The sequence below is a fragment of the Henriciella algicola genome, from assembly GCF_003576245.1.
GTDB lineage: Bacteria > Pseudomonadota > Alphaproteobacteria > Caulobacterales > Hyphomonadaceae > Henriciella > Henriciella algicola.
Genome location: NZ_QWGA01000003.1, coordinates 72886 through 87386 on the forward strand (window position 1 = coordinate 72886; position 14501 = coordinate 87386).

General features: G+C 60.6%; 12 protein-coding genes. 10 read left to right on the forward strand and 2 right to left on the reverse strand.

Translation table 11 applies throughout. The features are described 5' to 3' along the window. Positions 1-79 precede the first annotated feature (79 nt). From D1222_RS15690 to D1222_RS00895, 5 genes are all read left to right on the forward strand, one after another. Positions 80-235: a hypothetical protein gene (locus tag D1222_RS15690; protein ID WP_182481825.1), complete on the forward strand. Its 156-nt coding sequence runs from the start codon at positions 80-82 to the stop codon at positions 233-235. Between the two features lie 132 nt (positions 236-367). Then, the gene (locus tag D1222_RS00880; RefSeq protein WP_119452359.1) at positions 368-1039 is read left to right on the forward strand and encodes a GNAT family N-acetyltransferase; all 672 of its coding nucleotides are present in this window, start codon (positions 368-370) and stop codon (positions 1037-1039) included. A gap of 119 nt (positions 1040-1158) precedes the next feature. Then, positions 1159-3087, forward strand: a complete 1929-nt coding sequence (locus D1222_RS00885; RefSeq protein WP_119452360.1) for a hypothetical protein — start codon at positions 1159-1161, stop codon at positions 3085-3087. A gap of 5 nt (positions 3088-3092) precedes the next feature. After that, positions 3093-3419 carry a DUF6665 family protein gene (locus D1222_RS00890; RefSeq protein WP_233348450.1) on the forward strand — a complete coding sequence of 109 codons (327 nt, stop codon included), beginning with the start codon at positions 3093-3095 and terminating at the stop codon, positions 3417-3419. A 58-nt stretch (positions 3420-3477) separates the two neighbouring features. After that, positions 3478-6015 (forward strand): DUF3772 domain-containing protein, encoded by a 2538-nt coding sequence (locus D1222_RS00895; RefSeq protein ID WP_119452361.1) that lies wholly within the window; start codon positions 3478-3480, stop codon positions 6013-6015. Positions 6016-6029: 14 nt separating this feature from the next. Here the strand turns inward: D1222_RS00895 and D1222_RS00900 are convergent, their stop codons facing one another. Further along, positions 6030-7631: a peptide chain release factor 3 gene (locus D1222_RS00900; protein ID WP_119453672.1), complete on the reverse strand. Its 1602-nt coding sequence runs from the start codon at positions 7629-7631 to the stop codon at positions 6030-6032. Positions 7632-7785: 154 nt separating this feature from the next. Here D1222_RS00900 and D1222_RS00905 point away from each other — a divergent pair, with 154 nt between their 5' ends. Beyond that, complete coding sequence (locus D1222_RS00905; RefSeq protein WP_119452362.1) at positions 7786-9387, forward strand: AbgT family transporter; 1602 nt, start codon at positions 7786-7788, stop codon at positions 9385-9387. 79 nt (positions 9388-9466) lie between these two features. Here D1222_RS00905 and gcvA read toward each other — a convergent pair whose 3' ends face one another. Continuing rightward, complete coding sequence (gcvA, locus tag D1222_RS00910) at positions 9467-10402, reverse strand: transcriptional regulator GcvA (protein ID WP_119452363.1); 936 nt, start codon at positions 10400-10402, stop codon at positions 9467-9469. A 116-nt stretch (positions 10403-10518) separates the two neighbouring features. On the opposite strand from gcvA, the gene cysG reads away from it, so the two are divergent. Genes cysG through D1222_RS00930 form a run of 4 tightly spaced genes read left to right on the forward strand, consistent with a single transcriptional unit; the run spans position 10519 to position 14489 of the window. Next, on the forward strand, positions 10519-11919 hold the full coding sequence (gene cysG, locus D1222_RS00915; RefSeq protein ID WP_119452364.1) for a siroheme synthase CysG: 1401 nt from the start codon (positions 10519-10521) through the stop codon (positions 11917-11919). Further along, complete coding sequence (locus tag D1222_RS00920; protein ID WP_119452365.1) at positions 11916-12230, forward strand: DUF2849 domain-containing protein; 315 nt, start codon at positions 11916-11918, stop codon at positions 12228-12230. Before cysG ends, D1222_RS00920 begins: the two co-directional genes overlap by 4 nt. Then, positions 12227-12844, forward strand: a complete 618-nt coding sequence (locus D1222_RS00925; protein WP_119452366.1) for a glutathione S-transferase family protein — start codon at positions 12227-12229, stop codon at positions 12842-12844. The genes D1222_RS00920 and D1222_RS00925 overlap by 4 nt, the downstream gene beginning before the upstream one ends. Continuing rightward, on the forward strand, positions 12831-14489 hold the full coding sequence (locus D1222_RS00930) for a nitrite/sulfite reductase (protein WP_119452367.1): 1659 nt from the start codon (positions 12831-12833) through the stop codon (positions 14487-14489). The genes D1222_RS00925 and D1222_RS00930 overlap by 14 nt, the downstream gene beginning before the upstream one ends. The last annotated feature ends 12 nt before the right edge of the window (positions 14490-14501 follow it).

Here is a 14501-nt window from a genome sequence, read left to right on the forward strand (position 1 = left end):
GGCCCGCCTCGAGAACCGTTTCGTTCTCCGCGCGTTTGGGTCTCATCATTTACCGTCAAAGGGCACTGATACGATGAGAATGAACAAATCCCTGATCGCGCTTGGCCTGCTTCTGGGCTCCATGTCGCTCTCTGGCTGCGTCGCGGCTGCTGTGGGCGCTGCCTATGTCGTGGGCGAGGAAGTCAACGAGAATGACGGCGATTTCGATCCGCTCGATGAGATTGTCGACGGCTAAAATTTGAGGCTGGCCGCGCATATGCGGCCAGCCTTCCCGATTTAGCACAGCTTGGCCTTTCGCTTGGCCCCTGATCCCGGCTAGATACTTGCATGGTAGCAAGCTGCCGCGATCTGGAGGGCAAAGGTAGAAATGTTCGAGCTGGTTGCCCTGCATGAGTGCGATCCGAAACGTGTGGCGCGTTTCCTGACGCTAAACCGTGAGCGGTTTCGCCCTTACGCGCCGACGCGCAGCGAGCATTACTACACTAATTCCCACTGGCGGGCGGCCTGTAAACGCTCAAAGATCGAGTGGAAAGAAGGCCGCGCCTATCGCTTCGTGGTGATGCACAAGAATGAAGAGGTGATCGGCAAGATCGACCTCGATCACATCCGCCGGGGGCCATTCTCCACTGGCGATTTTGGCTATTTCCTCGACCGGCGCCATGAAGGCCAGTCGATCATGCGCCGCGCCATGGAAGAAGTCCTCTCCATGGTGTTTACTGATTTCAAGCTGAACCGCGTCCAGGCGGCGATCATGCCCCAGAATACGCGCTCCAGCGGTCTCGTGAAACGTCTTGGCTTTCGCGAGATTGGCCTCGCAGAGCGCTATCTGAAGCTCGATGGCGAGTGGCGTGATCATCTCCTTTTCGAACTTGTTTCGCGTAAACCGGCAGCCCAGGCGCCTGCGGATGAAAAGACTGCGGAAAAACCGGCCGAGAAACCAGTAACGCCGCAGGCTGACAGCGAGCCGGTCGACGCTGAAATTATCACGGACGCGCCTGCTGGGGATGAACCCGAAAAAGAGACTAAAGAAACAAGCTGAACCGGCTGATTTCACGCGGGAAATTGCACACGCCAGACTAACGCTGCATAGTACAGGATAGTTAGCTCGCCGGGCTTTTGAAGGAAGTTTCCGGCCGAGAAGTTCGCAGACCGAGAGATATGGCAGAAAAAGAAATCCCAGAACGAAACGAATTGCGCCTCTCCAACCCGGTGCAGACGGCGTTCGAGCGCTCACCGGCAAGTGAGGTCGACGCGCTGAACTCGGCCCGCGATGAGGGTAAGGTGTTCGTCTGGACGGCTATCGGGGCAGCAGTCCTGTGGTGGATTGCAGCTTTTGCAGGGGTCTACGCCTATCTCGGCTCCCCCGGTCTGTCACAACTGCCCGTCGTGACAGTCATTGCAGGATCTGCAGCGCTCTCCCTGCCCGGCCTTCTCATCCTGCTCGCTGGTTTCCTGGCGCGTGCGAATGCGCAGGCATCGGCGGCGAACTCGGTCGTTCTGGAAGCAGCTGCGAGACTGATTGCGCCGATCGAGACGAGCGGCCGCGAGGCGCAGAGTTTTGCTGGCCTCATGAAAACGTCTGCCGGGGAAGTCGACCGGGCGATGGCGCATGCCTTGTCTTCAATGAAAGCCATGTCGGGCGAAATTTCAGAGGAAAGACAGCGCCTCGAAACAGTGTCTCATGAGACGGCAAGACAGGCGACGGAGCTCTCCAAACGCCTCAACTCGGAACGATCTGCGCTGCAGATGCTGGCAGAGCAGATCGAGAACCAGAGCAAGCAGATGAGCGAGGCCATTCCTCGCCAGGCTGAGCAGATGCATGCCTCAGCCAGACAGGCTGCCGAGGACATTGCCGAAGCGGATGCCGGGCTCGAAACGCGCCTCAACGAGCTGCGCGACGCAGGCGCCACACTGTCTGATCGCGTGGCTGCACTCGATGAGATGGCAGTCGCAGCGACCAAACGCAGCGAGTCCCTCATCTTTGCCGTTTCGCGCATGGAAGAGAAGCTGGAGCAGTCCCGCCGCATGGTCGATCAGGCACTGCGTGCCAGCGAGATGGTTGCTGCCAGCGCATCGACGACGGGTGACAGAATTACCGAAGCTGTGTCAGCCGCGATGGAGAATGCAAAGACGGCTTCGCGTGACATCCAGATGGAAGCCCGCGAGGCCGCCGAAAAAGCGGCAGAGTCACTCGCAGCCCTGAAACGCGCGGGAGAAGAAGCAGCCGAAGCCGTGCGCGAAGCTCGCAGGGATGCAGATGAGCTTGCGCGGTTACAGGTTTCGTTCGCGCCCGCGCAAAATCCAGAGCCTACTGAGACCTCGAAGGGCGGGCCAGACACCGACGCTGTTGACGATGAAGTCTTTGACGACAACACGTCACCTATTCCGCCGCGCAAGCGCCCGGAAACTGACAATGACCTTTTTGGCAGCAATGACACCTCGGCGTCTCCCTATGAGACAGGCGCAGATGACGACGCCTTAGCCCCGGACAGTCCGGCGGCCGATGAGGACAAATCCGCCGCCAGGAGGCGCTGGAAGGACCGCATGCCGCCTTACCTGAAACCGGTGGGCGGCAGCGATGCGCAGGATCTCGTTGAAAATGACAATGGGGAAAATACTGACCAGACGCCAGCGTCGGAGCCAGTCATCGAGCGCCGCGATGATCGCAGCGAACTTGGTGAAACCGGACGCCGAGAGCGTTGGAGCAGCATCCTTGCTGATGTCGCGCGAGATGAACGCCCGCATCTTCCCCGCGAGGAGAATGCCGAGGAGATGATTCACCGGCTGATGGAATCAGGCATTCGCCTGACGGATATCTTTCGTCCCCGGGACAAGAAGAAGATCGCCGCCGCTGCTCGCAAGGGCGAAGGGGTGCGTCGCAAGGCCGTGGTGGATGCCGCCTCCCGTCAGGTACAGCGGGTGCAGAAACGCCTCGATATGGATAGCGACCTGATGCTGATGGCACGTGAATTTCTGGCGGTGGAAGAAGCGGACGCACTGAGCGCCCTCGTCAAGACGAGCCACTCCTCGCGCAATGCAAGTGCCAGGCTCTCGGCCTTCCTTCTGATTGATGCTGCCCTAGGTTAGCCGTCATGGCTGTCCGCGCTCCAAAAACATATGCTGGCCGTTTTCAGGACGCCGAGGCAAAGTCTCCTCTGGAGCATGAGATCGCGTCCGAACAGGCAAGCGCGCTAGGCCGATCAGCCAGGCTGGTTGCCGCACGGCTGGAAGCCTATCGCGAGGCAGAGGCATCTGGCGAAGACCATCAAATTGAGCTCGATCAGGCGGTGGAGGCGGTCTACGGCTTTCTCATCCAGCGAGAGCTGCTCGGTCTTCGTGATCGCAATGCGATCATTCGCGATTATGATATACCGCGCGCGGTCCTTGCCCGCCTCGGCACATCCAGCAAGCGGCATTGATTTGCCGTGAGAGGGCTGTACGACGCGGTCAGCTTGCAACGAATTGAAGGTCGATAGAATGAACTCTTGCGTGCGCACCCTCATGGGCGTGGCCTTGATGATCTTGCTGGCCTGTCTTCCAGTCGCGCACGCCCAGCCGACCTCAAGCGAACGCGCGCTGGAAGAAATCGGCGAGATCGAAACTAGCCTGGAGACCATCAATTCCAGCCTTGCCGAGCTCTCAAGCGAATTCGAGGAGAGCGAGGAGCCTGAAGAGCTCAGCGAACATATCGCTGCGATTGCTGGCATCAGGGATAGTCTTTCCTCGCTGGAAGCACGCGCAATCGAAATTCGCTCTGGTTCCCAGGAAGCGCTGGATTCGGTTGCGGATCTTATCCCGAGCGAATCCGGTGAGGGTGCAGCCGAAGTTGCCGGTGATGCCGCGAATGGAAGCTCTGGCGGGAGCGATGAAACAGCGGCCGCCAGACTTGCAGAGAGTGATCTTTCCGGCGTGACCGCACCTTTTCGCGAAATCAATTCTCGAGCCAGCATCGCCGCGGCCAATGCAAGGCTGGCCGATATCGATGCCCGGCGGCTGATGGAGCGTATCGCGCAGAGCCGGGATAGTGTTTTTGTTTCCTCCATACTTGAACAGGGCGCGTCGCCGATTTCGCCTTCTGTCTGGATGGAGGCCTTTCAACGCACGGATGATGTGTGGCGAGAACTCGGCCAGGAAATCTCGGACTGGCGCAGCGAACAGGTCTCGCGCGGCACGCCCTACCCCCTGACCATACTGATCGGCCTCAGCCTCGTCCTGTTTGCAGGTCTGCTCTGGCTCTATCGTCTCTTCTACAAGTGGGAGCTGCGCAAGAATACCGAAGTCCGACCGAGCCGTCAGACGGTGGCTTACGTTGCCATGGGCAGTTTCCTTGCGCGCTTTGCAACGGCAGGCGCTGTCGTTCTGACCATTGCCGGTTGCGCCTACCTGCTCGGCATGAATGTCCTCGAGAGCAGCGCGGGTCGCCGCGTGGCCTTCGTCACCGTCGCCGTCCTCTGTATGCGCGCGCTCGTTTCGTCCGTAATGGCACCGCGCACGACGGCGTTCCGCCTGATCGGTGTTGGCGACAAGGCCGCCGCCGCGATCAGTCTTTCCTTCGTCGTGCTGGTCATCGCTTTCGCGATTGAGTCGATCCTGACAGCAACGGGTGCCCTGACCTCCCCCGGCGCCGCGCTGGTTGGCGTTCGGACCTTCCTTCTGGCGATGCTGACCGGCTGTCTTCTACTGTGGCTTGCTGTCCGGATGCGGGCACGTACTGAGAAGGGCAAATCGACCCTTCGCATCATCATCCGCTGGTCCGTGGTCGCCGTTGCAATCACCATCATGGTCAGCTCGTTGGTCGGATATCACGCATTCTCGAGGTATCTCGTCGAGCGACTGATCCTTGTCTCCATCGTCCTGCTAATCGCTATTCTGGTGCGCGAATATATCCGCGCGGCCGCGCTCAAATTCCTGTCGGGCGTGGTCGAGGAACGCCGCTATGCATCAGCCCGCGAGGATGATGACGACGAACCGACCGAAATGAATTCGGAGTTCTGGATCAAATCGAGCGTCGACACGATCGTCGTGTTGCTGCTGCCACCATTCCTGCTTCTGGCGCTTGGGCTTCCAGCATCGGAACTCTGGAATGAAATCCGCTGGCTGCTGGCTGGCTTCGAGATTGGCGGGCAGCGTATTTCGCTCGGCGCCATCCTGTCGGCGATCCTGACTGTCATCGCCATCATGCTGGCGACGCGCCTCATCCAGCGCACGCTGGAGCGGCAGATCCTGCCGAAGTCGCAGATCAGTAGCGGTGCTGCCAATTCACTGGTGACCCTGCTTGGTTATGCGGGCGTGATCATCGCCTTCGTTTCGGCGATCGGTGTCATCGGCTTTGATCTTTCCAGCCTTGCCATCATCGCTGGTGCGCTATCCGTCGGTATCGGTTTTGGCCTTCAGAGCATTGTGAGCAACTTTGTGGCCGGCCTCATCCTGCTGTTTGAGCGCCCCTTCAAGATTGGCGACTGGATCGTGACGCCATCCGGCGAAGGCACCGTCCAGAAGATCAATGTCCGGGCGACTGAAGTGCTAACCTTTGACCGCCGGTCGATCATCGTGCCGAACGCGGAGCTGGTCAGCAATTCATTCGGCAACTGGACCCATAAGAGCGCCGTCATGCGGGTCGCTGTGACGGTCGGCGTCAAATATGGCACCGATACGAGGAAGGTGGAGCGCCTCATGCTCGAAGTGGCTGAGAGCGTCAGCTACGTTCTGAAGGATCCGCCGCCGCACGTGGTCATGAAAGGCTTCGGCGACAGCTCGCTCGATTTCGAACTGCGCGCCTACATCATCGCGGACCATGTCGTAATTGCGCCATCAGAAATGCGACATGAGCTGACGCGCGTCTTCGAGCGCGAAGGGGTCAACATCCCGTTCCCGCAGCGCGACATACATTTCGACTGGCCGGACGCGCCAAAAGCTCTGCAAGGGCAGAAGCCGAGCGAGGATGACGCGCCGAAAGAAGCGCCATCACGCCGCAACGAAGCGCGCGCGGCCGACGAAAAGGATGAGACCGGATAGGTCAGCGATGTGCGCTAGACCATCCGCTCCTTGGTGGAGGTGAACTGGAGGTCGGGGTTCTTTTCCTGGACGTATCCGACATCCCAGGTGTTCTTGCCAAGGAAGACCGGCGCACCGTCGAGGTCTGTGCCCACGCTGCCGCGGTTCTTTTCCATGAAGGCTTCAAGCTTTGCCGGGTCGTCTGATGAGACCCAGCGCGCGACGTTGTAGGCGGCCTGCTCGAAGACGACTTCGAGATTGTATTCGGCCGACACGCGCTCTGCCATCACGTCGATCTGTAGCGAGCCGACCGCGCCGACGATCATGTCGGACCCGAGCACCGGCGTGAAAAGCTGGGTCACGCCCTCTTCAGCCAGGCTCTCAAGGGCCTTGCGCAAGTGCTTGGATTTCATCGGATCCTTGGGCCGCGCGCGGCGCAGGATTTCAGGCGCGAAGTTCGGAATGCCCTGGAACTTGATCTCGCCGCTTTCAGACAGGCTGTCACCGACACGAAGCTGGCCGTGGTTGGGCACACCGATCACGTCGCCAGCATAGGCAGTCTCTGCAATCTCGCGGTCCTGCGCGAGGAACATGAGCGGGGCGTGGATATTGATCTGCTTGTTCGAGGTCGTCTTGAGGCGCATGCCGCGCTTGAACTCACCCGAGCAGAGGCGAAGGAATGCCACGCGGTCGCGGTGGTTCGGGTCCATATTCGCCTGGATCTTGAAGACGAAGCCGGAGACAGTCTTGTCCGAGCGGTCAACCGTGATCGGCTGGTCTTTCTTCTCTGCCTTCTGGGGCCGCGGGCCGGGCGCAAATTCTGCCAATGTCGAGAGAAGCTCATTCACACCGAAATGACGAAGGGCCGAGCCGAAGACGACCGGCGTCATGTGGCCTTCCTCATACGCCTTCACGTCGAAATCCGGCAGGGCTTCGGAGGCAAGCTCTGCGCCCTCTTCCAGCTCATCCATGACCATGGTGTCGAGCGTGCCGCGCGCTTCCTGCATGCCGATGCGCGTGGACGGGCCAACATCGTCGGCCTGATCGGCTGTTTTCTTGCGGAAGGAAACAAAGTCGCCCTTGCGGAGGTCTTTCATGCCGGCAAAGCGCTGGCCCGATGCGGCTGGCCAGTAGAGCGGCGAGGTGTCGAGCTGCAGCTTGTCCTGGATCTCATCGAGGAGCTCCAGCGGGTCGAGCGCTTCCCGGTCCATCTTGTTAATGAAGGTGATGATCGGGATGTCACGCATCCGGCAGACTTCGAAGAGTTTCAGCGTCTGCGGCTCGATGCCCTTTGCGGCGTCGAGCACCATGACGGCAGAGTCGGCCGCCGTCAGTGTACGATAGGTGTCTTCGGAGAAGTCTTCGTGGCCCGGCGTGTCGAGCAGGTTGAACATGAGATTGTCATGCTCGAACGTCATCACGGAAGCCGACACCGAGATACCGCGGTCGCGCTCGATCTTCATCCAGTCGGAGCTGGTGCGGCGGCGCTCACCGCGCGCGGCGACCTGTCCGGCGAGGCGAATGGCGCCGCCAGCGAGAAGCAGGTTCTCGGTCAGCGTAGTCTTACCGGCGTCCGGGTGCGAAATGATGGCGAATGTCCGCCTGCGGGCGGCTTCTTCTGCGGGGGTCAAGCTCATGGCCCGCCGGATAAAAGGGAATGGCCAGCTTGTCGAGATGGCGCGGCCAGCCATTTACTGCGCCGCTCAAGGCAATTTGACCGCACGCGCATTGCCTAATCGCGCCGGACACGGCTAGGGTCGCGCCATTCAAACATATGAGGGAATTGAGGGCATGTCAGACCAGACCGCTAGTAGCGATCAGAAAGGCTTTCTCGGCTGGGTCGAGAAAACGGGCAACAAATTGCCCGACCCGGTCTTCATCTTCTTCTATCTGATCATCGCGCTGATGATCGTCTCGCAGATCTGTGCCTGGCTCGGCGTTTCTGCGTTTCACCCCAGCCTGACCAATCCTGATGGCACGCCGCAGCTGGAAGAGGCTGCAAGCCTGTTCTCGCCTGAGAACATCCAGCGGCTCTGGGTCGAGATGCCGACGACGTTCACGCACTTCCATCCACTCGGTTATGTGCTGGTCGTGATGCTGGGCGCTGGCGTGGCAGAACGGTCGGGCCTCTTTGGCAGCGCGATCCGGGGCGCTGTGCGCAATGCGCCAAAGGCCATGCTGACGCCGCTGGTTGCACTGATCGCTATGCTGTCGAACCACGCCGCCGATGCGGGCTATGTCGTGATGATCCCGCTGGCGGCGATCATCTTTGCCTCCGCAGGACGCCACCCACTGGCAGGGATCGCGGCCGCCTTCGCGGGCGTATCCGGCGGTTTCTCTGCGAACATCACACCCGGCCAGCTCGACGCACTCCTTTTTGGTATTACCGAGAGCGCCTATGAGGCCAGTAATATTGACGGCGGCTGGAGCGTGAACTTCGCCGGCAACTGGTACTTCATCGCGGTTCTTCTGTTCATCTACCTGCCGGTCATCTGGATGGTCACCGACAAGATCATCGAACCACGCCTTGGCAAATGGAAGCCGGACGCAGACAGCGATATGCAGTCTTATGGCGATGAAGACCGCCCGCTGACCGAAGGCGAAAAGAAGGGCCTTGGCCGCGCAGGTCTCGCCATTCTCGGCGTCGCGCTTCTCTGGGTGTTCATGACGATCGGGCCGGGCACGCCGCTTCTGGCTGATGGCCCCGGCAATGAAGACGCCGCCTGGTATGTGCAGGCTGGTCCTCTCTTCCGCTCGCTTGTGGCAGCTTTCCTGATCCTGTTCCTCGCGGCAGGCTGGGCCTACGGCTCGGCTGCCGGAACGATCAAGAACCACCGCGACCTCGTCAACATGATGGCGGGCGGCATGAAGGATATGGGCTACTACCTCGTCCTCGCCTTTGCAGCCGCGCACTTCGTGGCAATGTTTGGCTGGTCGAACCTTGGCCTTATCTCGGCTGTGCACGGCGCGGACGCGATCAATAATAGCGGCCTGCCACTCCCGGCTGTTCTGGGCCTGATCGTCCTCTTCTCTGCTGCACTGAACCTGTTCGTCGGTTCTGCCAGCGCGAAGTGGGCGCTGCTCGCGCCTGTTCTGGTGCCGATGCTGATGCTGGTCGGGATCAGCCCGGACGGTGCAACCGCGGCCTACCGCGTTGGCGATGGTGCAACGAACATAATCACGCCGCTGATGGTCTACTTCCCGCTGATCCTGGTCTTCGCCCAGCGCTGGCAGAAGAATTTCGGCCTCGGCAGCCTGACCGCGATGATGATCCCGTACTCGATCTGGATGCTCATCACCGGTGTCGCGCTGATGATGATCTGGCTGTTCCTCGGCATCGATCTTGGCCCGGGCGCGCCTGCGCAAATCCCGGTCCCGGGCACGGTCAGCTAGACAGCCTGACAATTTTAAAAAGAAGCGCCGCCGGTCTCATCAACCGGCGGCGCTTTGCTTTTGGGCTGAAGCGCGAAGTTCAGACGCCGTGGATTTCGCCTGCGGCGGCTTCGGCCTTGATCCATTTTATGAAGGCGCGGACATCGTCTGACTGATGACGCCCCTTCGGCCAGACGACCCAGTAGCCAAAGTCGATACTGGTCGATCCATCCGCGAAAGGCGCCACGAGACGGCCTGCCGCCATGTCCGACGATGCGATGGCGCGCTTGGCGAGGACAACACCGCGCCCCGAAGCTGCCGCCTCAATCGCGAGCGAAGACTGGTTGAAACGCGGACCGCGCTGGCCATTCACCTGATCTGCGATACCGCGCGCTGCGAGCCAGCTTGTCCAGTCCGGGCAGGACGGGTCCTGCTCAGTGCTCTCATCGTGGATGAGCGTGTGCTTGGCGAGGTCTTCAGGTTTCTTGATCGCGTCAGAGCCTTCAAGGAGACGCGGTGAGCAGACCGGAAGCACGGTCTCATCCATCAGCTTCTCTGATTTGAGGCCATCATAGCTGCCTTGCCCATAGCGGATCGCGAAGTCGGCGTCGGCCGTGGTGAAATCGGTGATCGACATGTCCGCCGAGATCCACGCCTCGATGCCCGGATTGGAGATGTGAAACCGGTCAAGGCGCGGGGCCAGCCATTTGGCGGCAAAGCTCGGCGCGCAGGAGACCATGACCCGGCCCTTGCGTGCAGGCTGCTGCATAATCCGGCCAGCTTCGGTGATGCGGGAGAAGGCTTCTCGCACCAGCGGCAGGCTCGCCTGCGCGGCATCGGTCAGCAGAACGCTGCGCCCGGTGCGCTTGAACAGAGGCGTGCCGGCATATTCCTCCAGCTGGCGGATATGCTGGGAGATGGCGCCCGGCGTCACATTCAGCTCTTCAGCCGCCTTGCTGAAAGACAGACGGCGGGCAGCCGCTTCAAAGGCGCGCAGCGCATTCAGCGGGGGCAGACGATCATTCGGATCGGCCATGGAAATCCTCGCATAGTTTATCTAAACGATGGGATCAGGGGTCTACGCTTGCCGGAGGCGGGTCACAAGCCTCATTTTCCGGTAAGTCCCAGCAACGCCCGGCAATGCGAGTCCAGATGCAACTCTTCCCAGCCTTCTTCCAGATGGATGGCGCCCAGATCGTCATTTTCGGCGATGGCGTGAATGCGGAGCGCAAGGCGCGCCTCGTCGCCAAGACCCCGGCACAGATTGCGCTGGTCAGCCGACACGTGCCGGATTGGGCCAAGGGCGTTGAGCAGATCACGCATGTCGAGCCGGAACAGGCCGGACAGGCGCTGGACATGTCACGCTTTGCGATCATCGCGTCTGAGGACGAAGCAGAGCTGCAATGGGCATATGAGCTGGTGCGTGCTTTCGGCGTGCCGGTGAATGTGGTGGACCGCAAGGAGCTTTGCGACTTCACTGTGCCGAGCATTCTGGACCGCGGCCAGGTCGTTGCCGCGTTCGCGACGGGCGGCGCAGCCCCTGTGATCGCCAAGGATATTCGCGCGAAACTCGAAACGCTTCTGCCGGAGCGGATCGGCAAGCTAGCCGAACTGGCTGAGCGCTGGCGCCCGGCTGTGAAGGACGCGATCAGTTCGGAGACGTCCCGCCGTCACTTCTGGGAGCATGTCCTGCGCGGGCCTGTGGCTGAAGCGGTTTATGGCGGCGATGATGAGCGCGCAGAGAAGCTCATGGACATCGCGCTCCTTCGTTTTTCTCATGAGGCAAGCTCGAACGATCCCGGCCCCGTCCATATCGTTGGCGCCGGCCCCGGCGACCCGGAGCTTTTGACGCTCAAAGCCTTTCGCCTGATCCAGCAGGCCGACATCGTGTTTCACGACAAGCTCGTCTCGGATGAGATCATGGACATGGTCCGCCGCGACGCTGAACGTGTCCCCGTCGGCAAGTCCAAGGGTGAGCACCTTGTACCACAGGATGGCATCCATGAACTGATGATCGCGGCCGCCCGCGAAGGCAAACGTGTCGTGCGCCTAAAGGGCGGCGACCCTTTCATCTTCGGGCGCGGCGGCGAGGAAGTCGAAGCGCTGCGAGAAGCCGGCATCGAAGCGACGGTCGTGCCGGGCATTTCTTCGGCGCTTGGTTGCGCGGCGAATGCGAACCTGCCGCTGACCCACCGCGACCATGCCCAGACGCTGACCTTCGTGACAGGGCATGCCCGTAAGGGCGGCGTGCCGGACCTCGACTGGCAGGGGCTGGCCAAGCCGAACCAGACGGTTGTCGTCTTCATGGGCGTTGGCACTTCGACCGTCATTTCGGAAAAGCTGCAGGAAGCTGGCCTTTCAGGTGACACCCCCGTCGCCGTCATTGAGAATGGCACACGCGCGAACGAGACACGCGGCTTTGGCTCTCTTGAGGCCCTGCCCCGGATCATAGAAACACATGGCATCAAGGGCCCGGCACTGCTGATCATTGGCGAGGTGGCCGGTCTTCCCGCCGAGGCCCGGAACAAATTCATAGCGGAGGCGCTGGCATGACTTCGGTCCGCCCAAAACTGAAACCCGACCAGCCCAAGGCGGTGACCGCCTGGGACACGCTGACTGGCAAAGTCGTCTGGATGGCAGGCGATGGCAGCTGGTCTGACGACCCGCAGCGCATCGGCGTCTTCACCGGCGATGAGGCCGAGGCCCGCCTGAAAGATGCAGAGGCACAGGAAGGCACGGTCACTGACCCCTACTTCATGCAGGTGACTGAAACCGGCGCCGTCGATGGCCGCGAAACGCTTCGCGAAAATATTCGTGCGAACGGCCCGACAGTGCACCCTGAGTTTCAGAAAGTGCCGAAATGATCCGCATTTATGGTGACAGCATTTCCGGCAATTGCCTGAAAGTGAAATGGGTCGCAGAGCGCCTCGGCATCGACCATGAATGGGTCGAGATCGACATCATGAAGGGCGAGACCCGCACGGATACTTTCCTTGCGATCAACCCGTTCGGTCAGGTACCTGTCATCGAGTTCGACAATGGCCGCGTGCTGGCCCAGTCCAACGCCATCATTTCCTATCTCGCCGATGGAAGCGAGCTTGTACCGGAAGACGCTTTCGAACGCGCCAAGGTTCTGGAGTGGATGTTCTGGGAGCAATATTCCCACGAGACGGCGATCGCGGTGCGCCGCTTTCAGAAGCATTATGAAAAGCGCAGCGACGAAGAGATCGACCCACACCTGATGGCAAAGGGCCGCCGCGCACTTGGCCGGATGGAACTTGCCCTGCTTGGCAATGACTGGATCGCTGGCGGTGAGTCGATGACGCTCGCCGATATATCGCTGCTTGCCTATACCCGCCTCGCCCATGAGGGCGGGTTTGACGTGTCCGAGTTTCCTGCCGTTCACGGCTGGATTGCGCGCTGCGAGCGCGAGCTCGGCCTTCCCCATCTGCATGAGGTTACCGATGTACAGGTATGATGAATTCGACACCCGGATCGTAAAGGAACGGGTCGAGCAGTTTCGTGGACAGGTGGCCCGCCGCCTGTCTGGCGAACTGAAGGAAGACGAGTTCAAGCCGCTGCGGCTGCAGAACGGCGTCTATCTCCAGCTGCACGCCTATATGCTGCGGATCGCTATTCCCTATGGCCAGCTCAATCCACGCCAGATGCGCGCGCTGGCCGAGATCGCCCGCAAGTATGACCGCGGCTATGGCCACTTCACGACGCGCCAGAACATCCAGTTCAACTGGGTGGCTCTGAAGGACATTCCTGATGTGCTGGCGGACCTTGCAGAGGTCGAGATGCACGCCATCCAGACCTCAGGCAATTGCATCCGGAACGTGACGAGCGACCATTATGCAGGCGCGACCAAGGATGAAGTGATGGACCCGCGCCCCTGGTGCGAAATCATCCGCCAATGGTCGACCTTCCATCCGGAATTCGCCTTCCTGCCGCGCAAGTTCAAGATCGCCGTCACGGCGGCAGAGCATGACCGCGCAGCGATCAAGGTGCACGATATTGGCCTGAACATGCGCCGCAAGGACGGCGAGGTCGGCTTTGAGGTCCATGTTGGTGGCGGCCAGGGGCGCACGCCGCATATCGCCGCCAAGGTTTCTGACTTCGTGCCGGAAAGCGAGCTGCTCGATTATCTGGAAGCCATCATGCGGGTCTATAACCGCTTTGGCCGCCGCGATAACAAGTACAAGGCGCGTATCAAGATCCTCGTCTCCGAGACGGGCGAAGAGGAATTCCGCAAGCTGGTCGAGGATGAGTTCGCCGCCCAGCGGACGGCTGAAAAGATCGCCCTGCCCCAGGAAGAAATCGACCGGATCCACGCCTATTTCGAGCCGCCAAAGCTGGCGGTGAAATCGGCGACTTCAGAAGCCTTCGAAAAGACAAAAACCGCTGACGCAGGCTTCGCACGCTGGACGCGCGCGAATTTGCACCCGCACAAGGTGGATGGCTATACGACGGTCACCGTCAGCCTGAAGCCGATGGGCGTTGCCGCAGGCGATGCGACCGACGATCAGATGGATGTCATGGCGGACATCGCCGAGACCTATGGCCATGACGATATCCGCGTCAGCCATGCGCAGAACGTCGTCCTGCCGCATGTCGCGCTGGATGATGTCTATGAGCTTTATCGCAAGCTGGATGCCGCCGGTCTCGCGACGCCGAATGAAGGCCTCATCTCGGACATGATCGTCTGCCCGGGTCTTGATTACTGCAACCTCGCCAATGCGCGCTCTATCCCGGTCGGCATGGCCATACAGGAAGCGTTCAGCGACCCGGATGACCAGGCCGATATCGGCAAGTTCCACATCAATATTTCCGGCTGCATCAATGCCTGTGGTCACCACCATGTCGGCCATGTCGGTATTCTCGGCGTCGACCGGAAAGGTGAGGAATACTACCAGATCACGCTGGGTGGGCGCGCTGATGAGAAAGCCGCCATCGGCCAGATTGCTGGGCCAGGCCTGAAGGCCGAAGACGTGCCGGTCGCGCTGAAACGCCTTGTTGATCGCTACCGCGAGCTTCGCACCGGCAAGGACGAAACCTTCATCGAAACGTTTGAGCGCGAAGGCATGGAGCCTTTCAAGGACGCCATCTACGCGGGCGCGTAGAGAGACGAGGAC

Bases quoted from the DNA above. Each gene is read 5' to 3' on its own strand.
- D1222_RS15690 (WP_182481825.1), top strand. From the start codon at position 80: ATGAACAAATCCCTGATCGCGCTTGGCCTGCTTCTGGGCTCCATGTCG.
- D1222_RS00880 (WP_119452359.1), top strand. From the start codon at position 368: ATGTTCGAGCTGGTTGCCCTGCATGAGTGCGATCCGAAACGTGTGGCG.
- D1222_RS00885 (WP_119452360.1), top strand. From the start codon at position 1,159: ATGGCAGAAAAAGAAATCCCAGAACGAAACGAATTGCGCCTCTCCAAC.
- D1222_RS00890 (WP_233348450.1), top strand. From the start codon at position 3,093: ATGGCTGTCCGCGCTCCAAAAACATATGCTGGCCGTTTTCAGGACGCC.
- D1222_RS00895 (WP_119452361.1), top strand. From the start codon at position 3,478: ATGAACTCTTGCGTGCGCACCCTCATGGGCGTGGCCTTGATGATCTTG.
- D1222_RS00900 (WP_119453672.1), bottom strand. From the start codon at position 7,631: ATGAGCTTGACCCCCGCAGAAGAAGCCGCCCGCAGGCGGACATTCGCC.
- D1222_RS00905 (WP_119452362.1), top strand. From the start codon at position 7,786: ATGTCAGACCAGACCGCTAGTAGCGATCAGAAAGGCTTTCTCGGCTGG.
- gcvA (WP_119452363.1), bottom strand. From the start codon at position 10,402: ATGGCCGATCCGAATGATCGTCTGCCCCCGCTGAATGCGCTGCGCGCC.
- cysG (WP_119452364.1), top strand. From the start codon at position 10,519: ATGCAACTCTTCCCAGCCTTCTTCCAGATGGATGGCGCCCAGATCGTC.
- D1222_RS00920 (WP_119452365.1), top strand. From the start codon at position 11,916: ATGACTTCGGTCCGCCCAAAACTGAAACCCGACCAGCCCAAGGCGGTG.
- D1222_RS00925 (WP_119452366.1), top strand. From the start codon at position 12,227: ATGATCCGCATTTATGGTGACAGCATTTCCGGCAATTGCCTGAAAGTG.
- D1222_RS00930 (WP_119452367.1), top strand. From the start codon at position 12,831: ATGTACAGGTATGATGAATTCGACACCCGGATCGTAAAGGAACGGGTC.